A 23,057-nucleotide genomic window follows, 5' to 3' on the forward strand; every position below is an offset into this window, starting at 1 on the left:
TTAATAGTCTTATGAATTAGTATAACTCCTTCAACTGAATATGGCACGATGGTTCTATTGTCATTTCTTTTTAGAATGCGATATGATGAGTAAGATTACAAAAATACTGGGAGGTAAAATGGAAGATATTATACTGTGGCTTAAATACTTGTTACTAGGGTTTGTTCAAGGGGCAACTGAGCCAATCCCCGTCTCCTCGAGCGGCCATTTGATCATTGCACAGAAATTGCTAGGTTTAAAACAGAATGGGCTATCCTTTGAAATCTTAACAAATACGGCTTCACTAATTGCGATTTGTTTTATTTTCCGAAAAGATATTGGAAGATTGATCACTGGATTCATTCAATTTATTTTGACCCGCAAAGAGGAATATAAGTCAGATTTTCTATTCTCTTTGTACATCATCATTGGCACCTTGCCTGCTGTAATTGTTGCACTACTCTTTAAGGATCAGATTGAGGATATCTTCTCGTCAGTTCATACCGTATCCATTGCCTTGCTTGTTACAGGGGTAGCTTTATGGTTGATCCGTAACCTGCGTGGCCGTAAACAAGATGGTGACTTAAAGGCGAAGGATGCAGTTATCGTCGGACTTGCCCAAGCAGTCGCTCTTATTCCCGGAATAAGTCGCTCTGGTGCAACTGTCATCTCTTCCATCGCTGTGGGAATGAAACAAGAAACTGCTTTACGCTTTTCTTTTATGCTTTATATTCCTGTCAGTTTGGGCGGACTTGTCATGGGCGTATCTGATATTGCCCACGATCCTAACCGCTCGCAGCTGGCGATTCCATACTTGATTGCGTTTATTACTACACTAATCGTCACCTATTTCTCTATGCGCTGGTTTATGGGGATTATGGCTAAAGGTAATTTGAAGTATTTTTCTTATTACTGCTTCTTGGCGGGAATCCTACTCCTCATCTTTATGTAAGGATACAATTCCCACAAAAAAACCCTCATGATTACTCTGTTATCGCAGAGATTGTCATGAGGGTTTTTTATACTATTTCAACATGGAAATTACTTCATCACTCGACCGAATCTTACCTATGCGGGGAAAAATAGTTTTACACACATAATCATGCTCCTCTTTAGTAGAGGCAGTCATGGCATCTTCCACAAAAAATTGGTTGTAACCAAGCTGATAAGCTTCTCTAGCTGTCGTATCCACACCGATGGATGTAGATATACCACACAATACGATCGTATCTATACCGCGGCGACGTAACTGCAAATCAAGATCTGTTCCGAAGAATGCACCCCACTGACGTTTAGATATCACATGTGCATTTTTGAAACTGGCTAATTCAGGCACAAGAGTATCCCAGCCTTCCGGAAAAGCTGCTGCACTCATCTTCAAATCTGTTTGAGGTCTTAACATATCATATCCATCTAACGATGATACTCTAACAAGTACAACAAATGCCCCTTTTTCAGTGAAGGCTTGAACTAAACTACTGCCTTTCTGAACCACCTGCTCACCTGTATGCGGTGCCTTATTAGGCATGTTAACAATTCCATTTTGCAAATCGATTACGACCAGCGCCGTTTTTTTTGCATCTATACATTCAGTTTCTGGGCTCTTTAATTCTTCCATTGTTTTCTCTCCTATTTATACTAAGTTTTTTATACACATTAAAATATACCCAACCTGCATTTATCAACAACAACGCACTCGTAATAAAGAATACATCCCGGATCTCAAACCAGGCTGCCACTTGCCCACCTAATACCGAGCCCGCAAATGTGCCTAGATAACCTGCCGACATGTTAAGTCCAAATACTCTGCCTGTAAGAGCATCCGGCGTAATTTTCTTAACAAGGATATTAACAGAAGGCACTAAACCACCTGCTGCTAAACCTAGTAGAAAACGAAGACCCATTAACTGCCAAGGATTCTGCACAAACGCTTGTGGAATGAACAGAAGCCCAGCGGCTATAAGCGCTACTAGAATGACCTTTTGAGCACCTATTCGATCAGACAGCTTACCAAGTTTTGGAGCAGCTATGATGTTAGCCAGCCCTGAAGCGGAGAAGGTCATCCCTGCAAGCAGAGCCACATGGTTAGCACTCTTGGATAGCTGACTCACATATACCGTAATAATCGGCTCTACAGAGTATAAAGCAACCGTTAGAATAAAGAAGGTTACGAACAAAGTGAGCGTTAGACTCTTCTCTGGAACACTGCTCCAGACTTCTTTGATACTAAGCGTTTTTTTATCTTCACGATGAAAAGACTCCTTCACAAATAAAGCAGTTGTAATGAAGGCAACGAGCATCAGTCCACCCGTAACAAAAAATGAACTTTGTAAACCCATGTTCTCTGCAATAAAACCGCCAATCGTAGGACCTAGCAAAGCACCTGCAATACTAGCCGTTGAAAGTGTTCCTAAAGCATAACCTGCATGTTCCTTATCCGTCTGAGTAGCGATTAATGTAGTACAAGCCGTACTATACCCTGTAATTGTGCCCTGAAGTAATCGAAGAGCAATTAATACATACACATTAGGCGCAAAACCCATACAGCTTATAACGATCGCCATCCCAAGACTCGCACGTAAAAGCATTGGTTTACGCCCGAACCTATCTGCCGCCTGCCCCCAAATGGGTGAGAAAATAGCTGAAACAATAAAGGTAATCCCAAACGCAAGGCCAGAAAGCTGAGCAATGGAATCAGCATTATCTACGCCAAGATGCTTAATGTAAAGTGGCAAGACTGGCGCAATCTGACTCATTCCCACACCTGTTACAAACATACCGAACCAGCAAACAATTAAATTCCTTTTCCACATGGGCATAAAAAAAAGCCTTCTTTCTGCTAACAATAACAACCTCATATTAACAGTCAGATTGGCTATATACCATGCATTATTCTAAACTCCATGGACATTTTTGCTGTGAAATTCCGAGGGGCTGATGCCTGTCATTCTTTTGAAAATTCTGCTGAAATAAAATTCATCCGTAAAACCAAGGGTTTGCGCAACCTCTTTGATTTTCATGTCTCCTTCGAGAATCAGCTCTTTCGCTTTATCAATTTTCATTTTATTAAAGAACTCTATGATCGAATAACCTGTGATTTCTTTGAACGCTCTCGACAAATAAGCAGGTGACAGCTGTACTAATTCTGACAATTCACTCAAGCTCACTTTATGATTGAGCTTTTGATGCATATAGTTAATGATTTTTTCCACCTTTAAGGAAGTGGAATAATTTTGACTTTGCTTTTGTGTATTTTGAGCAATCGCGATGATAAGCTGCTGTAACAAAGTCTTCGCTACAAATTCATATCCAGGCAGCTTGGTATTCCAGCTTTGAATCATTGTTCCGAAGATATCTTCTACTTGATAATAATCCTTCAATTCATTTACCGGTTGAAGATGGAGCGTTCCTACATGACCATTAATTCCCCATTCCTCTTCGTTCATGCTCACCTTCGCATAGTTGAAATGAACGGACAGAAAGCATAAGGGATCTTCAGCATCGATCTCTATTGAATGCCTAACCCCTGGAGAAATGTAGAATAACATACCCGCTTTAAACGAATACCTTTTGTGTTCGATCATAAAGCTGCCCTTCCCTCCAGTCACTAAGAGAAGTTCATGATGCTGAAGGGTTCTGACAAGCTTGCTCCAATTTCTCTTGGGGTCATTGAAGTATCTATAATTACAATACAGAATGTGAAAAAAAAGATTACTTAGATTCATAAAATCCCCCATATGTATCGTCTTGGAGTAACCCACTTTAATCATTGTATTATTTAGTTCTAGAAATCGCAAAAAAGAGTTTTACTAAGGTCCTACACATAAAAGAACCCACCCTGTAATTGAACTTCACCTCTAAAGTAGAACACCGTTCGAGGCGCATTTCATTAAAGAGCGGATTCTCAGAACAATCCTTATGGTTTCTGGATAAACAATTGTGTCCAATAATGTTGATATTGGCTAGTAGCTGTTCCCCCTACATAACCAACCCCAATATCCGTAAAGCGAGGATCTAAAATATTTGCTCTATGACCAGCACTATTCATCCACGATCTCATTACTGCTTCAGGTGTTGCTTGTCCCTCCGCAATATTTTCTCCATATGCACGCCAAGCCACTCCAAATCGATCTAACATCTGAGAAGGAGTACCGTATGTTGGAGAAGTATGACTAAAATAATTATTATCCCTCATATCTCTTGATTTCAAAACTGCAAGATCGGTGAGCCGAGAATTAAGAGTTAATGCAGCAATTCCTCTACTCGTCCGTTCTTCGTTAACTAATCGAAAGACTTGAAGTTCGAATGCATTGGCTTGTCTGATATGAATTCTTGACTGCCCTACTCTTTTCGTTGTTTTACTCGAAGTACGTTTCACTGTTGACCCTTTAGAAATAGAACTTTTCACTCTTCTTATTGATGATATTCTTTTTCTCATAATTTCCCCTCCAGCAATGTATTTATAACAATATATTGTGGAAGAGGTTTTCACGCTTGTACTTAAGTCTATAATACTACTATAAATTTACTTGACATGTATTAGATACTTTATGTTAATATAAACAAAACCATAACGTTGATATATCATCTATATTTGAATTAGGAGAGATCATATGGATTCCAAAGACCCGCTTGGTTTAGCTATTCGAGATTTGCATTTAGAAATAGCCAATTATTTGACCAGATTGCTTGCCCCTGTTCGACTTGCTCCTGAACAACATTTACTTATGGCTTTGCTGCTGGAGAAAGAAGGTTTATCTCAGAACGAGATTGCTTATAAACTTGGGAAGGACAAAGCCAGTGTTGCCCGAATGATCGCTAGCTTAGAGAACAAGGGTTACATTCATAAAGTAACAAGTACGCAAGATCGTCGTTCGGTAAATGTTTTTGTAACAGACGAAGGTAGACAATTAGAAACTAAGATAAATGAGGTGACTATCCAATTAAACGAAATTATTGCAACAGGATTATCTCCTGCGGAATATTCAACACTAAAAACTTTATTAACGCGTGTACAGAATAATGTAAGAGATGCATAAATGATTTTCGCTGTCCTATAGTTGACATATCATCTATTCTATATAAAAAATGAATCTATTTCTGAAAAGAGGTTTCTTCCTATCATGGAATCAACAGCAGCTGTTCAAGTTAAACGTCCCGCCCTTATGGCCTTCTCACTTATGCTAGGTGCATTCGTCGGGCTATTTAGTGAAACCGCCTTAAATATGGCTTTTACCAACTTAATGGATGAGTTCTCAATCAGTGCCTCAACGGTTCAATGGCTAACCACCGGATATTTACTTGTATTGGGAATCCTCGTTCCAATATCCGCCCTATTAATGCAGTGGTTTACCACTAGACAATTATTCACAGCTTCTTTGCTATTATCTATCGTAGGTACATTAATTGCTGCCCTCTCCCCAAATTTCACCTCGTTATTAATTGCGCGTTTAGTGCAAGCCTTGGGAACTGGTTTATTACTCCCCCTAATGACGAACATTATTTTAATTATTTTCCCTGCACATAAACGCGGAACCGTCATGGGGATGATGGGACTAGTGATTATGTGTGCACCAGCCATCGGCCCAACTTTATCCGGTTTGATTGTGGATCATTTGGGTTGGTCGTTTATCTTTTGGATAAGCTTACCTTTATTATTATTTACATTTGGATTTGGATTAACCTTTATCAAGAATGTAGCCAACATTACTAAGCCAAAAATAGATAGTTTATCCATCCTGCTTTCTACTTTTGGATTTGGAGGCATCGTATTTGGATTTAGCAACATCGCTGATCATGCTTTAAGTGAAATCATTGTCTATCTGCCTCTTATCGTTGGTGTCATCAGCTTAATCCTGTTTGTATTAAGGCAGTTTAAGTTAGAAACGCCGATGCTGAATTTACGAGTTTTTAAATATCCAATGTTTACAATAGGTCTGGTGATGGTCTTTTTAGGAATGATGATCATTTTATCCTCTGCCATTTTATTGCCCTTATATTTAAAAGGAGGTTTATTGTTATCAGCTACAGCTGCAGGAGTTCTACTCCTTCCGGGCAGTGTGATTAACGGAGCTATGGCTCCAGTTACTGGAAGAGTATTTGATAAGTTCGGTCCGAAATTATTGCTGCCGCTTGGGTTTTCCATTGCAACAATTGCTGGTTTTCTATTTACAGGCAACTCTACTGAAACTAGTAGCCTAGCCTTTATTCTCATTCACTGCGCAATGTTTATCGGATTAGCCATGGTCATAATGCCCGCTCAAACCAATGGCTTAAATCAATTGCCTGTAAAATACTATCCGGATGGGGCTGCGGTTATGAATACACTTCAGCAAATCGCAGGAGCCCTCGGTACAACGTTTGCTGTTACGCTAATGTCTAGCGGACAAACGCGGTTTGCAAACACAAATCCAACAGCAGCACAGCCTGAAATTTTAACCGCTGGAATTACACATGCTTACTTATTTATCGCAGCAATTGCAGGTATTGGATTGATTTTATCGTTTTTTGTGAAGCGTATTAGAGTTTACTAATTGTAATCAAAAAAGACAGTGGACATGAGATGTCCGCTGTCTTTTTTTAATCCATAAGTTTCTCATAAAATACTAAAGTTAATTTATGGTTTATTACCTTTGTTTCTTCCGTTCGTTTATACCCTACCTTTTCATATAAATAGCAGTTCCTCTGCTCTTGTTCAATACTATCCAGGGCCCACTTTTTTGCATCGCTATATCTCTGTTCAATGATTGCAAAAACCTGCTGGGCAATCCCCATTCCCTGGTATTCTGGCATAATAAATATGGGGCTGACACGATAAGTTCTATTCTCCTTTTTAACGATTCGGACCCCACCCACAGCAATATCAGAATTCTTAATCATATAATAATCTGTAAAAGACTGATTAATTCGGTTTCTCATTTGTTCTACAGACTCATTGGCTGGGCTCGTTTCATAATCCTTATATTTCTCCAGCAATGGCATAAAGGCTTTGACTTGCATTTGATGAATAAATTCTGCATCACTTACGCCTGCTTTACATAAAGAAATTCCCATGAAATTTGTCCCCTTCAAATATTTCCTAATATAAAGACCATCAGATATTCTTTTTATCACCCGATTTAGAGGAATCTCTAAAAGAGCCCGAAATGCCCGTAAAAAGTCCAATTATACCAATAAACATTCCTATCCCGCGACCGTCCTCATAGGCTAATATCACAACTGCTCCAAATAATGTGGTGTGAAGGCCAAAAAGTTGAGTTTGTAGCACACTAGGTCGGATAAAATCTAATAATGCTCCTGCGTGAAACATTACCGTAACTAACACAAGCATGATAACCTCCGTTACAATATTATTAACAACAAGGTTTATCGTTTGTTTTTAGGTATGATATAGAGCGACCCGTCTTCCTTGTATTCAGCATAAGCAATATCCTCAATGCGTTTATAACCTTGCTCCTCGATCCATTCGTGGATCAGTATCTTATTCATCGGTCTGCCACGCATGGAATCTTCCAGTAGCCTGCCCTTATCTATAATTGTAATGGAAAAATCAGAAGACTGCTCCGGCTGCCCATCTTCAGACTTGCGCATAACCGACAAAGAACCGTTCGTTTCAAGCAATGCATACTTTACTTCACTTAGAGAAAATATATTTTGCTGCCGCAGCATAAACAGCAGTTGGGTAAACTCGATATCATATTTCTCCATCAAATCCTGATTTACTTTACCATCGTCGATTAGCAACACTGTCCGACCTTCCGCCATGTTCCCGAACTTCACAAAATGGGTAGTCGCCTTTTCAAACAAATAAGACAAAGCGGTCCAGACGAATAGAGCAAACAGCAGCTGCCAGATCTTCACCTCATCATCGTATATCGTATTACCTACAATCTCACTTAAAATCAATGATGACAGGAAATCGAGTGGTGTCAATTGGCTAAGCGTCTTGCGGCCAGTAATAAAGGTAATAATCCACAAACCAAAGAAGCTGATGATCAGTTTGACACCTATAGTTATAAAAACCTCCATAGCCGCACCTCCTGATGGATTAATACAGGCTCGTAGCCTTTTTACACAAAATCCATTCATGAGAGGTATTACACTTTCCTAATAAAGGATAAACAGTCCGATTAAGTTGGGATAGTGATAAGAAACGTTGTTCCTTTGCCTTTTTCGCTATCGACTTCAATATTTCCTTTTACCTTATCAATGGTACTGTAGACCATTAGCATTCCCAGTCCTGTTCCTTCTGCTTTGGTAGAATAATACGGCTTACCTAGACGTGATATTTCTTCCTTAGTCATTCCAATGCCAGTATCTCGAATACTGATGATAATATTTTGTTTTTTTTCCGAAATATCAATGAACAGGGTGCCGCCTTCTTTTTCTTTCATGGCTTCAATTCCGTTTTTATAAAGATTAATTAAACATTGCTGTATTTGGTTTCGATCATAGCTTTTTTTTAACGAATTATTAAAACTAAATTTGACCTCTACTTTGTGCATAGTGGCATAAGGCATGATGATATTTTTAGTATATTCAGACTCCGCCTTCATATTAGAATAAACCATATTTTCGGACTGTGGCTTGGCAAAAGAGAGATAATCACTCACAATTTTTTCAGCCCTCTGTAGTTCTAGCAGAGATAGTTCTACGTATTGTTTTTCCTCTCGGGTGATCGAATTAGATTTATTCAATAGTTGTAAAAAACCGCTGGTCACTGTAAGTGGATTTCTTATTTCATGTGATACACTAGCCGCTAGCTCGCTGACGACATTTAATCTTTCAGAATGCATAATTCGGTCGCGATTCTTAATATTAGTAATTATCTTTTCTATTAGAATCATATTGATACTCATCACCCCGGCATGCGTCGTAAAGGCATTTAAGGTGAGAATCCAGAATTCCCTATTTAAACTTCCCTGTGTTAAACCTAATGTAATTAGGTAAAATCCCATCGTCAGAAAAGAGATGCTCGTTGCCGCGATGATGCGACCTTTCGACTCTAATTTTAAGAACCTTTTACTATATAGTGGGACCAGGATCAGGATTGAGGTGGCAAAAAGAAAGGATTGTAACGTCCCCTCTCCCCCCACATAGAATCGATAGATATTTAAAAGGATATATAGCGGCAGAACGTTCTTGTACCCGCCAAAAAGAGCCACAATAATAAATGGGACATATCTCAAATCAAAAATAAAGCCAATATCGAGTTTAAACGGTTTAGCAATACAAAGACACATGGTCACTGCCGACAATAGAACTAGAATCTTACTATTATAAGCAAAAGCTCGATTCTCAAAGAAAATTAGAAACATTAAGATTGGAAACAATAAAAACAAGAAATTCAAAAGCAAAGTCTCAAACAAAGGATAACTTCCTTTCAGGCTAGTGTTGCTTAAAATAAAGGATTGGACAGCGTGCTGGAAAAATACGCTAAAGTAATATTATAAGTTAAAGTTCCTCCTATTAACTATGTATTTCTCAACCATTTTTAAAATAATAAAAAAAAAACACCTGACGGCGTCCTTAGAGGTAAAGTTACAAGCTGAGTACATCCGTAATTCCATACTCGTATCCGTGTGAGGTTCTGCTTACCAACCGTATAGCCTTTATTTCGATGAAAAAAGCACATATATTAGGGACGGACCACATTGCACTTATTCCCTAATAACAAGCCCATTCCGGATGAATCAGGGCGCTGGCTCGTTTACGTTACCGGTGGCACATTGTATTCGGTTTTTCGCATACCTTTAGCTCGTTACGTTACCGGCGGCTCATTGTATTCGATTTTTCGCATACATTTAGCTCGTTTACGATACTGTCGACACATTGTATTCGATTTTTCGCATACATTTAGCTCGTTACGATACTGTCGGCTCATTGTATTCGATTTTTCGCATACATTTAGCTCGTTACGTTACCGGCGGCTCATTGTATTCGGTTTTTCGCATACATTTAGCTCATTACGTTACCGGCAGCACATTGTATTCGGTTTTTCGCATACATTTGGTTCGTTTACGTTACCGGCGGCACATTGTATTCGGTTTTTCGCATACATTTGGCTCGTTTACGATACTGTCGGCACATTGTATTCGATTTTTCGCATACATTTAGCTCGTTACGATACTGTCGGCACATTGTATTCGATTTTTCGCATACATTTGTCCGTAAGCTCGACTAAAACATGCATTTCGGAGGATATAAGGTCCACTCGGTCCGTTCTACATCCCAAAGAGGCGTGTGCTTAATAAAAAATAGAGCTCCCCATGGCCAGCAGTTGAATATAGGACCATCCATTGAATTTGTTTCACATTTCTCCGCAGTCTCAAAATTTTACAAATTCTTTTATTGCAAAAAAAATTCAATGGATGCTTTAATGATGCGATGATATTCTTACTCGTAATTTATTTAACGAATCGAATTATGATTATTTTGTCTTTTGTAAACCTCTTATTATGATCGATACAAGCAATATTCCTAAGCATCCCCCTGTAATAGGCGAAACCACAAGAATACCAATTATATTCCTGCTCGAACTAAAAAGTAACTTCATACTGGTTACTGCTATCGCTACAACAACTACTAATGCCCAGAAAATAATCTTTTGTTTCGTAGATACCTCTGGGATTGTCTTTACCGTTTCATAGTGTCGATACAAAGAACTAATTATCATCCAGGTTAACATGAGTAATCCGAATAACGAAAAAGAATGCTGCAGTATTTTATAAAGAGGGAAGTTAAAAATCGTTAGATCTCTTAGTGGGGGATATTGACCTACAAAGTAACCATTGAAATGTGTAAATCCATCGATGAACACATGAGTTAAAAAACCGATAATCACAGATAAGATAAACGCTGTCCAGCCTGTAGAATTCAATCCCCGCTTGCTCAAGATATTGTATGCTCGTTGATCAATATTATAGTATGAAGGAAGATGCAATACTAAACTCTCCTTAACTATTCTATGGAAAATCACTGCAAGGATCACACAAAGAGGAATCGCCTGCAATATTAATCCTTTTATAGAATGCCCTATACTTTGATAAGGCTCAAGCATAATAAAATATTCAAAATCAGGCGACATACTTCCTAATATTAGGCCGGTAGCACTAAAGTATTTTGGTTTCAAATATTTAAAAGGAAGGCCAAAAATAGGATGAGCAAAAGTAAAAGGCATAACCATCTCCTATTGTTAATTATAATTTTTTAGCCACAAAGGTTATACAATCTGTTGTTAGTTTTACGGGCTGTCCGTTTCTATCAATTTTATATTCTAATGATTTTACAAATCGTTGTTGAACTTCCCATCCCGCGTACTGATCAACTAATAATTCCATCATTCTTTCTGTAGAGATATTCACTTCAAACATTGGATCTAGTTCTTGTCCATTTTCAAGGTTTACCTCTTGTATGTTCGATCCGATAATAATACAATTAACTCCATTTATTTTTGTCCCGCAGATCATTTCATTAAGTTTTTTTTCCAGTGCCTTTTCCGAGCTTACATGTTCCAAGGAAGAAACTGCTAAAATAATGTCATACTCCTCTTGATCGATAATGAAATGCTCAATGTCTGACAATCGTGTCACAATAAAGGGCTCGACCCCAAACTTTTTACTATAACTCTGCAATTTATCAATGGCCGACTCCAATAAATCAACACAAACTACCTTACCGTTTCTATTTTTCATAGATTCCGCTATGGGTATACTATTCCTGCCAATCCCGGATCCTAAATCTAATACACTTAAATATTCTTGATCGATGTAATCTTCCAAAAGATCGATTACCGATTGTACGGGTTTATGTAGCCATGAACCTGGCTCGAACAAATTATAACGATCGTAACACAAGTCATGATATTTCTTCTCTTCCACCCTAATATTCGCTACTCTGTCCATATCTCACCTCGGGCTTTCTACATCAAGCATTTTTATTTTCTCTAGCCGTTCAATGAATTCATTTACCTGACTTCTTGTTTTTATATTCATATCAGGTGTAGTTTTCTTATAATACATAATTCGCCGGTTCAAAATCAAAGTCGCAATAGGGTCGTTAGCTCGCCTTCAATAATTTCGCCGCTGTCACGGAAGCCGAAGCTTTCATAGAGTCTTTTAGCGGGCAAGTTATCAGCCTTGTAAGAAATCCAGCAATATTGTGCGGGGCCTGCTGGTAAGGTGCGGATAAATTCCAAAATTCTTGTCATAGCTTCTCGACCGTAGCCCTGATTCTGGTATCGTTTATCAATCATTAGTCGCAGGATACAATAGCTATCGTTCACGAATGATGGAACTTCATATCCAGTGATCCCATAAGTCAACATCACAAAACCAACCGGCTCTTCATCCGCGTAAATCGCAAACGGAATTGGATGACCACCATTGGTTACAAGGACATAACACGAAGCCATACTTGATAAATTGGACGCAACGAAGCGACGTTGATCATCTGAAACTTCCAGGTTAAAAATGGCACGTCGGTTTTCTAGTGTAATCTTTCTGAGAGTAATCATGCTGGTCTTCCCCCTTCATTAAATGAATAATTAGGCTTGGATATTATATCATCATTTTCCATGTATTGTAGCGATATTCTGCCTACTAGCCGAAAAAGGCTACCCATTAATCGGCAGCCAAGTTAAAGTATTTATTTGATCTCAGACCTTATGGAAATTTGCCATTGTAAAGCATGTCTTTTTATTTCCCTAGAAATCCACCTTCAGATTTTATCACTTGCCCCGTAATCCATTGCGAATCATCACTCGCTAAGAAACTAATCCCTCTAGCTGCATCTTCTGGCAACCCAATTCTCCCCATAGGAAACATAGGCAAAAAATGAGCTTTCATCTCATCTGTTATCCAGCCGGAATCCGTAGGACCCGGATCAAAACCATTGACTGTGATATGTAGTGGGGCTAAACCAACCGAAAGAGGTTCGATCAACCCTATTAATGCACCCTTTGTCAGTATATACGCCAGGTTATTAGGATCAGGGCCTTTTGAAACCATAAAGATAATTCTACCTGGAGTCCCCTTTGGATGATTCTTTTCGAATCTCTTGGCAAACTCAGTGCTGAGTAAAACCGTGCCTCGATTGTTCACTACATAATGTTGATCTAATGAAGTGATATTCAGGTTCTGATAATTCGTCGGCACACAGTAAGCCGCATTATTAATCAAAATCGAAGCCTTTCCTAATGACTCTTCCACCTGATCCATAATCTTTATCGAGATTTCAGGATTGGCAAAATCTGCTTCCATATGGCTTGCCCTGACTCCCAAACTTTTCAGTTCTGCACATAGTTGATCCGGCCATTCTTTTTCTCCACCATTCCCTTCTGTTTCATCAAAGGGATGCCAATGCGTAAAGAAAATATCCACCCCCTGGCTTGCAAGTGAACGGCATATGGCTGTACCGATCCCTGTGGATCTGCTTGCTCCAGTAACGATTGCTATTTTATTTTTTAATGAGTTCAGCTATAACACCTCCGATCATTTCAGCTTCGTTCCTCTACAAGTTCAAACGCTCTGTTCTTTTCATCAAACTTGCCGTTATGCGAGGAAACCTGCACTCTTGTTGGCGCATCAGGCTCGATATACATCTTAGCACTATTCACGGCTAAAGCCGCGTCCGTGAAAGCTCCAGCAATAAGATACAGCTTACTGCTGTAATTTGCAATATCACCAGCCACAAATACACCCGGAAGATTGGTTGCCAGCTTCTCATCCGCATTAAAATTCCAATCCGTTCTCGCTAACCCCCAATGTAACATCGGACCGAGATTACCGCTGAGCCCATGATTAATTAAGACGGCGTCCACCTCGATACGCTCCTGTTCTGTTTCATCCGTCCACTCCCCGTCTTCAGTTAATGGCGCAATCGAAACAGCATCAAGGAGCGTGCCATCCCCGTATAAACACGTAATGGAATAAGGCGTGAGGACTTGAACACCAGATGCCATCATCCGCCTCACATTCCGCTCCAGACCGCTGAAGCGGTCCCGGCGGTGCACGAGCGTAACCGATGAAGCGATACCCACTAGTTCATTAGCCCAATCAACAGCTGAATCACCGCCTCCGGAGATTAACACTTTTTTACCGCGAAAGCTTGCCAATTCCGTAACGGTATAATGGAGATTTTCCTTCTCGTAATTCTCCGCTCCAGGCAGGCTAAGCTTAGCAAGCTTTAACGCACCATGACCTACGGCCAAGATCAGCGTCCGGCTCCAATGCTGTTCTCCGGTTGCAGACGTTATGCGTATCGTGCCATCAACCAATCTCTCCAACCCTGTAATTTGTTGCCCTAGCACAATGGTCGGATCAAAGGTTTGAGCTTGCTGAATCATGAGCTTTGTAAGTTGAGCGCCACGAGTAGGCCCCATGCCACCGACATCCCAGACGATCTTTTCCGGATATATTAACGTCCTTCCTCCGAGCTCCTCTCTCGCCTCAATCAGCTTCGTCTTCATGTCGCGCATGCCGCTGTAAAAGGTAGCATACAAGCCCGCCGGCCCTCCACCGATAATGGTTACGTCAAAAAGCTCCAATCCCCGAGTCATTCTTTGCCTCCCTCTGTTCTCAATCCCCACGAAAGGGGATCTAGATCTTCTTGCGCTTAAACAGCAGATACATGAAAAAAGGAGCACCAATGCCTGCTGTGAATACGCCGGCCGGAACATCTAGCGGCTGAAAAAGCATTCTTCCTGCCAAATCCGCCAACAGTAGAATGATCGCACCTATCAACGCGGATACCGGGATGATCAGCTTGTAAGAATTTCCGACAAGCATTCTGGCTATATGCGGTGCCATCAATCCGATAAACGATATCGTCCCGGCTACGCCAACTGCAGCTCCGGCAAGTGCAACACTATAAAACAAGAGAATCATCCGGCTTAGCTGAACCCTGCTTCCAAGCCCAATAGCGACATCCTCACCTAAGGATTGCACATTTAATTCCTTTGCAAGCAGAAACGATAAAGGAATGAATACTGCTACCCACGGCCACAGCACTTCAATGTAACTCCAATTGGTACCGTAGATGCTTCCCGTCATCCAATTCAGCACTTGAGCGGCCAAATAAGCCGGCCCGCTAATTAGCAGGAATGTAGTGAGCGCACCCATTGCTGTAGAAATGCCAATGCCGATCAGCACCAGCCGAAACGGTGACACACCTTTTTTCCAGGCAAATACATAATTAATGGTGGTCGCAACCAACGCGCCGCCGATGGCAATGAACGGTACCCAGTGGATACTGTAGCCGGTCACGAAAGTCATAAAGGCAACCACAGCTACCGACGCTCCCCCGGTTACACCCAGAAGATCAGGTGAAGCGAGCGGATTGCGAATGACACCCTGTAACAGCGCACCTGCTACAGCCAATGCTGCGCCAATGAGTATTGCGGCTGCTATTCGAGGCAGTCGGAACTGCATAATGATCAGGTTACTGGCTTCTGCGTTTCGCCCCGTAAGAGAAGCAAGTACCTCTTTTAATGGTACGCTAACTCCCCCAACGGATAAACTAAGGAGCGACAAGGCGGCAACGAGACAAGTTAAACCTAAAAACAACAAGAACGAATGCTTTGCTATACGCGATTTAAGCATGCTGTTTCCTCCTAGCCACATGGATCAGAAAAGGAACGCCGATAATCGCCGTTGCGACACCAACCGGAACTTCTCTTGATTCCAGAATAAAGCGCGATGCTAAATCCGCAGTCACCAAAAGAATCGCCCCAACTAATGCGGTATAAGGAAGCAGCCATCTGAAATCATGCCCAACGATGTATCTGCATAAGTGAGGGACAATCAGTCCTATGAAAGCAATCGGACCAGCTGCTGCTACCGAGCTTCCCGCCAATAGTACAATGGCCGTAGCCGAAAGCACGCGGACCAGCGTTAGACGCTGTCCCAAGCTCTTCGCGCTATCGTCTCCAATCGCCATAATATTTAATGAGCCCGATAGTAATAATGAGATCGTCATTCCTATTGCCATATAAGGTAGAACCATCAGTAAATGCTCCAGATTTCTTCCTTCTACAGAGCCGATCATCCAGAATAGAGCGGATTCCAACGACTGCTTATTAATTAAAATAATGCCGGATGTAATAGAGGAAGCGAAAGCTGCCATACAAGCGCCGGCCAAGGTCAGCTTTATCGGCTCGAAACCGCCTCCTTGCAATCCAAGCGTATAGACGACCACCGAGGTTGCGACCGCACCTGCAAAAGCAAGCCAGACCATGCCGCTCATCGTTAACGAGGAACCGAATACGAGTAGCCCGATGACAATAAATAGCACAGCGCCCGCATTTACACCGAAAACAGAGGGCGAAGCCAGCGGATTTTTGGTCAGAACCTGCATAATCGCCCCGGCTACTGCTAAACTTGCCCCCACCAGTGCCGCAATCAGTGTTCGGGGAACACGAACCCTCGTCAGAATAAGATGTTCATTGGAACCATTGAATTGACTGTAAGCCAGCCATAGATCTTTCAAGCTGAATTGATGAAGACCGTACAATACACTGCATAACATACTAATTAGAAGCAAAATCGTGCCGACAACCAGGCCGGCGAGCTTTCGCTTGCTTAGGAAAGAACCATTCACGTCTACACCGAGCCTCCTATTCATTGGCAGTCTTAACAACTTAACTGCCGCAATCGTCAACAAGCTGACGCGAATACAGCGTCAGCTTATTGATTCGATACGCCTTTATTATTTCACATCAAAGTATTTAACGAGTTCGTCCAGCAACAGATTGGCTGCCTCATATCCGCCTGCTGAGTTCCAGATCGCTTCATCGACTTGAATCACCTTGTTGTTCTTTGAAACGCTCAAATTTTGGAACAACGGATCTTTTTTCCATTCCTCTACGACCTTCGATGCATCGTCCTTGCCCGGAGTCTCCGACACGAAATAGAAGAGCACATCACCATCCATGCTAGGGATCGTCTCTTTGGTCATAACTTCGATAAAGGAATCTTTATCCTGCGACTCAGGCCGTGCAATTCCTAATTGGCTCAAGAGCACGCCGGAGAACGTTTGCTTCTGATAGATACGCACTTGTTTCGCAGAGAAGCGGACTACAGATACTTTCGTGTCTGCTTTGCTACCAAGCTTCGCCTTGACTTCTGCAACTCTTTTATCGAAGTCCGCCATCGCCTGCTCTCCTTCTTCCTGCTTGTTTAAAGCTTCGGAGTAGAGTTTGAAATTGATTTTCCAATCTCCCGCCAGGTCATCGGAGAATATCGTCGGAGCTATCTGCTTTAATTGGTCGTAGATTTTCTCTTGTCTAACCTTATTACCGATAATCAGATCCGGCTTGAGGCTCGCGATCAATTCAATATTCGGCTGAAGCTCGTCTCCCACAACCGTAACACCTTCCATGTCTTTCTTGATATGGTCGTACCAAGGGTCACCAATCCAAGACTGAACGGCTCCGACCGGTTTGATGCCAAGTGCCAAAAGTGCCTCTGTTCCTTCATTGGTCAATATGACAACACGTTCAGGGGCGCCGGTAAGCGTTTCTTCCCCCATCGCATGCTTAATCACTCTTGTGTCATTGCTTACATCTGTCGAAGGACTTGCAGCTGGACTTGCGGAAGTTGCAACATTATTAGTAGACGTGCTGTTACTTGTTGGTGTGACATTCGTTCCCCCTGTCGAGCATGCACTCAAAAAGAGAACGAAACAAAATAATAAGGTTGCTGCCATTGTTGTTCTTGACTTACGATACATCAGTATTTCCCCTTCTCTTTTATATTGATAATGATTCTCAAACTCATTACCAATATAACGTTGCTGCCTTCTAGCAACAATGGGAGATCTGAACACGAAGGATGGATTATTTCGACGTTGCTCCTGTTGTAACGCAGCTTCTTTAAAGCTAGTGGGAGAAACACCCTCGTATTTCTTGAAGATACGGCTGAAATAATAGCTGTCGGTATAGCCTACACTCTCGGCAATTTCCTTCAGCGTGAAATCTGTGGAAAGAAGCAGATTCTTCGCTTTGCTCATCCGCAATTGAATCAAATAATCGATCGGGCTCGTTCTCACTTGCTTCTTAAAGGCGTGCAGTAGCTGTCTGGAGCTGCAACTAAGGTGTTCAAGCAGCGTCTCAAGCGTTATCGGCTCCCGATAGCGTTCATGAATATAACGAACTGCTTGGGCCACCAAGTCAGGCTTAACGGCTATGATATTCTGGCGTTCCATCTGCTCTAGAATTTCATAAACCATTTGATAAAATATCGCTTTAACTTGAAGCTTATTTAGTAGATCTGAACGATGCCACTCCTTGCTCATGGAGGTGACATGATGGAAAACGGAAATCGGATAATGGGGCTTAAAAACATATTGCATTTGAAACGGATTGTGCTTCTCCATCAGCTTGATCGTTTCTTGACGGGATGGTAGTGCTAGTACCGCTTTATACAAAATAATATAGTATTCCAGCAGCTCATCTGCAGTAATATCAAGGTAGAGCCCCTTGCCCCCATGGAGTAAGGAAAACCGGCTGACGCGGTGTGCTATGCCGTCCAATTGGAGATGTGCGCTACCTCGAGTTACATATAAGAAGACGCTTGAGGGCATTCTGTACGCATGCAGCTCCTCGCCTTGTTCCATTCTTGTATGCCGTATATCTATGATCTTGATGAATGCCTGATTCCATAGCAAAGCTTGATCATTCAATGTCACAGTCTTGCGCTCCCCCTTCTCTATCACTCCATGTTGAGAGATTTATACCCCCATCATATATGATAATGATTATCATTTACAATAATATTAGTAGAACTATTTTCCAGCGTTGTTACTGACAGTGGAACGTAAAAAAGACGAGCAACCCTTGATTGGTTCGCTCGTCTTTTTTATCAAATTTAATAAATGTTTTATTTCCTTCGCATAGCTGATGTGTATTGAAGGATCTTCGACACGCATTCCTCTAAAGAAATCTTGTCTGTCTCTACGATCACATCCGGGCAAATAGGCTCTTCATATGGAGAGTCAATACCTGTAAAATGCTTGATTTGTCCGGCTCTTGCTTGTTTATATAGACCTTTCGGATCTCTCTCCTCACATACTTCCAGAGGGCATTGCACATAGACTTCCGTGTAGCAATTCCCAATGAGAGAACGGACCTTTTCACGTGTGGAGCGGTAAGGAGAGATCGAGGCAACGATCACATTCAGGTTCGCATCAAGCAGAATTTTTCCAATCTCACCAATTCTCCTTCCGACTTCCAATCGATCCTCTTCGCTGAATTGTAAATCCTGATTAATTCCTTTCCTCAATGTATCACCATCCAGAATGTAGCAGTTCTCAATGTGCTTTTTCAGTTCCTCAGCAAGTGTTGATTTACCTGAACCCGATAACCCAGTCAGCCATATCATTTGATTCATTAATTACGTACCTCTTCCTGCTTAATTCTATTGTTAAAAATCCCTTGTATAGTTACTCTAGCTTAAAAACAATCTCAGTGCCTGTCCCATCCTTCTTTATGGGTACACTAAATTCCTTGAACACTAATGTAATACCAGAGATATCATCTGGGAGAGGTGGAGATACTACGTAGTTATAGGCTGCATGTCCTGATGAACTTCCACCATTCGTCATTCGACTATCATACGATTTATCTATATATAACTCAAAGTGGTTAGGCTTATTAGCATATAATTCAGAGGTAATATCCCAATCCATACTAAGTGTGATAACACTTGCATTACTGTATTGTCGTATAGAGGTCAGTGTATAGAAGAACTCATCTGCCTCAATAGATTGTAGAACAGCAACATGTTTTCTAAAATCAGTTGGCTCGACCATCGGCTTAAAATGTTCTTCATTAAATAATGTCCCAAATACCGATTTCAAAAAATCCTCGTAAAGTTCAAACTTGCCCGCCCAATCAGAAATATACTCAAATGGTGGAAATCCTGGATTTTTATCCGAGCATTCTTTACGTTGTTTTATCAATGCACAAATCTGCTCATCGATCTCAATAATTTGTTGATCATAATGCTCAGTGGGGCGTATATATGGCATTCGTTTCATCGTAGACCTCCTCATTGCAATTCTTTTCATTCATATGCTCATTAGACTAGCGTTACTTCAACAAACTATTTTATACATTTAAACACGAGAAAAAGTGGGATTCTCATCCTTCACATATACTCGTCTTCACTATCAAAAAACTGAGGATTTGGTGTACATTCTCTAATATCCTCTATTTTAAATCCTACATTTTTCAGTGACTGAAAATACTCTTCAAAAGTTCTATGGTACTTAACTACACTTTCTCCAATCCAAGGCTCCATTCTCTTACCCATTTCAAAATAATTATCGACGATCCAGTCCGACTTTCTTTCTGAAGTTGTTGCACTTTTCATGGATGATGTTAGAACCGGATGCTGTACACTAAAAATAAACTGACCATTAGGGATAAGCGCACTACGGATACTATCAAAGATTGGTTCTAGGTCTTGTAAATAATGAATAGCTAACCGAGAGATTACCAAATCAAATTTCTCTTTTGGGTAATTCCAACTCTCCATAGTAGCATGGTGAATCTCACTTTTAGATGTATTTAACAGTTCTTTTGCCGCTTTGACCATATTACTTGAACCTTCCACACCTTCGTAAAAGTTACATCCCTGCTCAAGCAACTCATATCCGAACTTAGCATCCCCGCATCCTAAATCGAGTAACTTCTTCCCAAGTACATCGCCCATAAGATCATATATAACCGGCTTTTCAATAATGTTATTTGGGCTATCCGCTCTGTTTCTTCTCAATAAATAGTTATAGAAAAAATCCACATTGTCATACACCGATGACCCTTTGTAATCCAAAAAAATACCTCCTTGCTGTATAGAGTATACTTTTGGGTAATTTTAGCATTTAAAACAACCTTATACTACCGATAATTTCATTTGCTCTTAAACCTATCATTTAAAAAAACACCCCAAAGAGTCTCTCTGAGGTGTCCAATTTTTAGTGTTTGATTGGCAACGTATAATATCCAAAAGCAAGATCAAGTAATGCACTCGCTTCTTGGCGAAGCAAGGGCTTTTTAGAACGAAAATCGACAGACCCATCATCATTCACTTTTGTATCAGGATCTACAATGCCTTGTGACACTAATGCTTTGATCGAATCAGTGGCCCATGAGTCTGTATCACCTTTAAGCGTAATTTCTGAAGCTTGCTTAGCTTGTTTTAGATTTTGGATCATAACGGCCGCTTCTTGTCTTGTGATGACAGCATTACGATCAATACTAGGAATACCTTTTTTCGTTAATTCTTTATTCCCCTCAATTAAATGAGGAAACCCGTACCATCCATGGGCAAGAATTAAAGCATCCATAAACTCACCTTGTGTCATGGTTCCCTGTGGTTCGAAATGGTTGCCAGATTTAGCACTTATCACATCAAGCGAATACAGGTTGTAGATGTAAGATTTATAAGCGTTGTCCTCAGATACATCAGCAAATGCTGGCTTCGTGTGAACCTTACGAGCATCTGAAACAAAATCTGGGCTATTAGGATTCGTATAATAAAAGTATTCGATCTGATCTTTATGATCTTTTTTAAAGGCCAATTTGTTACCTAATTCATCTTCGAACAATAACGGATTAATCATTCGTAACGTATGTGTACCGCTAGTTCCAGTTTCCATAATCAGATTACCATCAGCATAGGTGAAGTTCGATTTCAAGAAATAGAATCTCGTATTTAAATAAGTTCCAGTATATTTAGCGGCATCAGATGCATCCAATGGGAGATACGTTGGTGTCTCTGGAGCTTTCTTTTCAGGAAAATAGTGATCCATCAAGGCTTCATAGATATCTAAACTCATCATCGTGTCATTGTTATAGGACATGTAGAAAGCGGTATTCTCCTCTGGCAATAATACGATTAGGGATTGATGACCAGGCATATTTCCACCTTTGAGAACCACATGATAGCCATTCATCAGATCATTACGATACCCTTCAAATCCACCAATCGTTGTCATCGGAAGCAATTCATTCGCAAAAACGGAGTACGTTTGCATCATCTTTGTGGTTTCTTTACTAATGATTTGCTTTCCATTCACACTACCTTGTTGTTGAAAAAGAGTTAAATACTTAGCCATATCTTCACCAGTTGAAAGGATGCTGCCCTGTGGCCCATCAGTAGGAGCATGCCCATAAGTTGGATGAGGTTTGCCATCTGGACCATAATGTGTGGCCATTCTATTTAATAGTTCTGGGGTAAAACGTGCACTAGTAGAATTCATTCCTAACGGTTTGAACACATGGTTCTCCATATACTTATAAAACGGGGTACCACTTACGTTCTCAATCGCATAGCCCGCAAGTAAAAAGGCAAAATTATCATAGGTATACGCTTCACCAGGCGTCCGAACGACCGTCGGCATATGCTCCGTCATAAACTTTTTCATGGGGATGTCTTGATCTACATATTCCGGTGCAACAAAGTTAGCTTTATCCGGGTAATCAAAGCCCGTAGTGTATGACAACATACTTCTTAAGGTTAACGGAGTTTCCGTTTCATTAGGTACTTTCATTCCTCCAAGATACGCATTGATATCGTGATCAAGATCCATCTTTCCTTGTTCCACTAGCTGCAAAGCTGCTAAAGCAGTAAATGTCTTCGACACGGATGCGATCTGAAAGACGGTATTCTTATCGACAAGTGTTTTCTTTTCTTTATCCGCATATCCGTACCCTTTATTCACGAGGACCTTTCCATCTTTAACCACTACAAAATTGGATCCGTTCACGTTGTATTCCTTCATTTTTTGAGCAAATATAGGGTCCACGAAAGCTTCGATTTCTTTTCCATTAAAAGATCCTTTCGAACTTGTTGCGTTGTTGGAGACTGGTACTGAACATGCTGTAAATACTGCTGTTGATAATAATAGTGCGATGACGCTGAGCTTGCGTGTCTTTTTCTTCATAATCTATTCTCCTCTAAAATGTTATTTGTGAATGGTTAACCTGTTATGAGTATCACAAAGGGAATGTCATTCCAGCTAGAAACGTTCTGTCACCAATTAGCTTTGTTACATGTCATATGACGTGTCAGTTAAAC

General features: G+C 40.8%; 23 protein-coding genes. 3 read left to right on the forward strand and 20 right to left on the reverse strand.

Translation table 11 applies throughout. The annotated features are described in order from the left end of the window. Nucleotides 1–118: 118 nt before the first annotated feature. Entirely contained in the window at nt 119–931 is an 813-nt protein-coding gene (locus ACDZ28_RS28225) for an undecaprenyl-diphosphate phosphatase (RefSeq protein WP_076121153.1), read from the forward strand. 72 nt (nt 932–1,003) lie between these two features. On the opposite strand, the gene ACDZ28_RS28230 is transcribed toward ACDZ28_RS28225, so the two are convergent. From ACDZ28_RS28230 to ACDZ28_RS28245, 4 genes are all read right to left on the reverse strand, one after another. After that, entirely contained in the window at nt 1,004–1,597 is a 594-nt protein-coding gene (locus tag ACDZ28_RS28230) for a hydrolase (RefSeq protein WP_375103371.1), read from the reverse strand. Continuing rightward, the gene (locus ACDZ28_RS28235; RefSeq protein ID WP_375103372.1) at nt 1,569–2,798 is read right to left on the reverse strand and encodes a multidrug efflux MFS transporter; all 1,230 of its coding nucleotides are present in this window, start codon (nt 2,796–2,798) and stop codon (nt 1,569–1,571) included. The genes ACDZ28_RS28230 and ACDZ28_RS28235 overlap by 29 nt, the downstream gene beginning before the upstream one ends. A 75-nt stretch (nt 2,799–2,873) precedes the next feature. Next, nucleotides 2,874–3,749, reverse strand: coding sequence for an AraC family transcriptional regulator (locus tag ACDZ28_RS28240; protein WP_375103373.1), 876 nt, complete (start codon nt 3,747–3,749; stop codon nt 2,874–2,876). A 146-nt stretch (nt 3,750–3,895) separates the two neighbouring features. Then, complete coding sequence (locus ACDZ28_RS28245; RefSeq protein ID WP_076121156.1) at nt 3,896–4,417, reverse strand: CAP domain-containing protein; 522 nt, start codon at nt 4,415–4,417, stop codon at nt 3,896–3,898. Between the two features lie 175 nt (nt 4,418–4,592). Here ACDZ28_RS28245 and ACDZ28_RS28250 point away from each other — a divergent pair, with 175 nt between their 5' ends. Both ACDZ28_RS28250 and ACDZ28_RS28255 read left to right on the forward strand, forming a co-directional pair. Next, nucleotides 4,593–5,018, forward strand: a complete 426-nt coding sequence (locus ACDZ28_RS28250; RefSeq protein ID WP_375103374.1) for a MarR family winged helix-turn-helix transcriptional regulator — start codon at nt 4,593–4,595, stop codon at nt 5,016–5,018. 84 nt (nt 5,019–5,102) lie between these two features. Then, nucleotides 5,103–6,512 carry an MDR family MFS transporter gene (locus ACDZ28_RS28255; RefSeq protein WP_042129206.1) on the forward strand — a complete coding sequence of 470 codons (1,410 nt, stop codon included), beginning with the start codon at nt 5,103–5,105 and terminating at the stop codon, nt 6,510–6,512. A gap of 46 nt (nt 6,513–6,558) precedes the next feature. On the opposite strand, the gene ACDZ28_RS28260 is transcribed toward ACDZ28_RS28255, so the two are convergent. From ACDZ28_RS28260 to ACDZ28_RS28335, 16 genes are all read right to left on the reverse strand, one after another. After that, the gene (locus ACDZ28_RS28260) at nt 6,559–7,032 is read right to left on the reverse strand and encodes a GNAT family N-acetyltransferase (RefSeq protein WP_375103375.1); all 474 of its coding nucleotides are present in this window, start codon (nt 7,030–7,032) and stop codon (nt 6,559–6,561) included. Nucleotides 7,033–7,072: 40 nt separating this feature from the next. Then, a complete protein-coding gene (locus tag ACDZ28_RS28265) occupies nt 7,073–7,309 on the reverse strand; it encodes a hypothetical protein (RefSeq protein ID WP_375103376.1) in 237 nt (78 codons plus the stop codon). A gap of 35 nt (nt 7,310–7,344) precedes the next feature. After that, on the reverse strand, nt 7,345–8,007 hold the full coding sequence (locus ACDZ28_RS28270) for a DUF421 domain-containing protein (protein ID WP_076120694.1): 663 nt from the start codon (nt 8,005–8,007) through the stop codon (nt 7,345–7,347). Between the two features lie 101 nt (nt 8,008–8,108). Then, the gene (locus ACDZ28_RS28275) at nt 8,109–9,347 is read right to left on the reverse strand and encodes an ATP-binding protein (RefSeq protein ID WP_375103377.1); all 1,239 of its coding nucleotides are present in this window, start codon (nt 9,345–9,347) and stop codon (nt 8,109–8,111) included. Nucleotides 9,348–10,408: 1,061 nt separating this feature from the next. Beyond that, a complete protein-coding gene (locus ACDZ28_RS28280; RefSeq protein ID WP_076120696.1) occupies nt 10,409–11,158 on the reverse strand; it encodes a DUF4184 family protein in 750 nt (249 codons plus the stop codon). A 19-nt stretch (nt 11,159–11,177) separates the two neighbouring features. Continuing rightward, nucleotides 11,178–11,882 (reverse strand): class I SAM-dependent methyltransferase, encoded by a 705-nt coding sequence (locus ACDZ28_RS28285; RefSeq protein WP_375103378.1) that lies wholly within the window; start codon nt 11,880–11,882, stop codon nt 11,178–11,180. Nucleotides 11,883–12,016: 134 nt separating this feature from the next. Beyond that, complete coding sequence (locus tag ACDZ28_RS28290) at nt 12,017–12,493, reverse strand: GNAT family N-acetyltransferase (protein WP_076120698.1); 477 nt, start codon at nt 12,491–12,493, stop codon at nt 12,017–12,019. 181 nt (nt 12,494–12,674) lie between these two features. Then, entirely contained in the window at nt 12,675–13,454 is a 780-nt protein-coding gene (locus tag ACDZ28_RS28295; protein ID WP_375105430.1) for an SDR family oxidoreductase, read from the reverse strand. 20 nt (nt 13,455–13,474) lie between these two features. Next, nucleotides 13,475–14,536 carry an NAD(P)/FAD-dependent oxidoreductase gene (locus ACDZ28_RS28300; protein WP_339287322.1) on the reverse strand — a complete coding sequence of 354 codons (1,062 nt, stop codon included), beginning with the start codon at nt 14,534–14,536 and terminating at the stop codon, nt 13,475–13,477. A gap of 40 nt (nt 14,537–14,576) precedes the next feature. Next, nucleotides 14,577–15,578, reverse strand: a complete 1,002-nt coding sequence (locus ACDZ28_RS28305; RefSeq protein ID WP_076120701.1) for an iron ABC transporter permease — start codon at nt 15,576–15,578, stop codon at nt 14,577–14,579. Then, nucleotides 15,571–16,599 carry a FecCD family ABC transporter permease gene (locus ACDZ28_RS28310; protein ID WP_375103379.1) on the reverse strand — a complete coding sequence of 343 codons (1,029 nt, stop codon included), beginning with the start codon at nt 16,597–16,599 and terminating at the stop codon, nt 15,571–15,573. The genes ACDZ28_RS28305 and ACDZ28_RS28310 overlap by 8 nt, the downstream gene beginning before the upstream one ends. An 84-nt stretch (nt 16,600–16,683) precedes the next feature. After that, complete coding sequence (locus ACDZ28_RS28315) at nt 16,684–18,663, reverse strand: ABC transporter substrate-binding protein (protein ID WP_375103380.1); 1,980 nt, start codon at nt 18,661–18,663, stop codon at nt 16,684–16,686. 191 nt (nt 18,664–18,854) lie between these two features. Further along, on the reverse strand, nt 18,855–19,364 hold the full coding sequence (cysC, locus tag ACDZ28_RS28320) for an adenylyl-sulfate kinase (RefSeq protein WP_375103381.1): 510 nt from the start codon (nt 19,362–19,364) through the stop codon (nt 18,855–18,857). A gap of 52 nt (nt 19,365–19,416) precedes the next feature. Then, a complete protein-coding gene (locus ACDZ28_RS28325) occupies nt 19,417–20,013 on the reverse strand; it encodes a chorismate mutase (protein WP_375103382.1) in 597 nt (198 codons plus the stop codon). A 110-nt stretch (nt 20,014–20,123) separates the two neighbouring features. Then, nucleotides 20,124–20,810: a class I SAM-dependent methyltransferase gene (locus tag ACDZ28_RS28330; RefSeq protein WP_375103383.1), complete on the reverse strand. Its 687-nt coding sequence runs from the start codon at nt 20,808–20,810 to the stop codon at nt 20,124–20,126. Nucleotides 20,811–20,952: 142 nt separating this feature from the next. Further along, nucleotides 20,953–22,923: a serine hydrolase gene (locus ACDZ28_RS28335; RefSeq protein ID WP_375103384.1), complete on the reverse strand. Its 1,971-nt coding sequence runs from the start codon at nt 22,921–22,923 to the stop codon at nt 20,953–20,955. Nucleotides 22,924–23,057 lie beyond the last annotated feature (134 nt).

The organism is Paenibacillus sp. RS8 (assembly GCF_041956825.1).
Classification (GTDB): domain Bacteria; phylum Bacillota; class Bacilli; order Paenibacillales; family Paenibacillaceae; genus Paenibacillus_AQ.

Bases quoted from the DNA above. Each gene is read 5' to 3' on its own strand.
- ACDZ28_RS28225 (WP_076121153.1), top strand. From the start codon at position 119: ATGGAAGATATTATACTGTGGCTTAAATACTTGTTACTAGGGTTTGTT.
- ACDZ28_RS28230 (WP_375103371.1), bottom strand. From the start codon at position 1,597: ATGGAAGAATTAAAGAGCCCAGAAACTGAATGTATAGATGCAAAAAAA.
- ACDZ28_RS28235 (WP_375103372.1), bottom strand. From the start codon at position 2,798: ATGCCCATGTGGAAAAGGAATTTAATTGTTTGCTGGTTCGGTATGTTT.
- ACDZ28_RS28240 (WP_375103373.1), bottom strand. From the start codon at position 3,749: ATGATTAAAGTGGGTTACTCCAAGACGATACATATGGGGGATTTTATG.
- ACDZ28_RS28245 (WP_076121156.1), bottom strand. From the start codon at position 4,417: ATGAGAAAAAGAATATCATCAATAAGAAGAGTGAAAAGTTCTATTTCT.
- ACDZ28_RS28250 (WP_375103374.1), top strand. From the start codon at position 4,593: ATGGATTCCAAAGACCCGCTTGGTTTAGCTATTCGAGATTTGCATTTA.
- ACDZ28_RS28255 (WP_042129206.1), top strand. From the start codon at position 5,103: ATGGAATCAACAGCAGCTGTTCAAGTTAAACGTCCCGCCCTTATGGCC.
- ACDZ28_RS28260 (WP_375103375.1), bottom strand. From the start codon at position 7,032: ATGGGAATTTCTTTATGTAAAGCAGGCGTAAGTGATGCAGAATTTATT.
- ACDZ28_RS28265 (WP_375103376.1), bottom strand. From the start codon at position 7,309: ATGCTTGTGTTAGTTACGGTAATGTTTCACGCAGGAGCATTATTAGAT.
- ACDZ28_RS28270 (WP_076120694.1), bottom strand. From the start codon at position 8,007: ATGGAGGTTTTTATAACTATAGGTGTCAAACTGATCATCAGCTTCTTT.
- ACDZ28_RS28280 (WP_076120696.1), bottom strand. From the start codon at position 11,158: ATGCCTTTTACTTTTGCTCATCCTATTTTTGGCCTTCCTTTTAAATAT.
- ACDZ28_RS28285 (WP_375103378.1), bottom strand. From the start codon at position 11,882: ATGGACAGAGTAGCGAATATTAGGGTGGAAGAGAAGAAATATCATGAC.
- ACDZ28_RS28290 (WP_076120698.1), bottom strand. From the start codon at position 12,493: ATGATTACTCTCAGAAAGATTACACTAGAAAACCGACGTGCCATTTTT.
- ACDZ28_RS28300 (WP_339287322.1), bottom strand. From the start codon at position 14,536: ATGACTCGGGGATTGGAGCTTTTTGACGTAACCATTATCGGTGGAGGG.
- ACDZ28_RS28305 (WP_076120701.1), bottom strand. From the start codon at position 15,578: ATGCTTAAATCGCGTATAGCAAAGCATTCGTTCTTGTTGTTTTTAGGT.
- ACDZ28_RS28310 (WP_375103379.1), bottom strand. From the start codon at position 16,599: ATGAATAGGAGGCTCGGTGTAGACGTGAATGGTTCTTTCCTAAGCAAG.
- cysC (WP_375103381.1), bottom strand. From the start codon at position 19,364: ATGAATCAAATGATATGGCTGACTGGGTTATCGGGTTCAGGTAAATCA.
- ACDZ28_RS28325 (WP_375103382.1), bottom strand. From the start codon at position 20,013: ATGAAACGAATGCCATATATACGCCCCACTGAGCATTATGATCAACAA.
- ACDZ28_RS28335 (WP_375103384.1), bottom strand. From the start codon at position 22,923: ATGAAGAAAAAGACACGCAAGCTCAGCGTCATCGCACTATTATTATCA.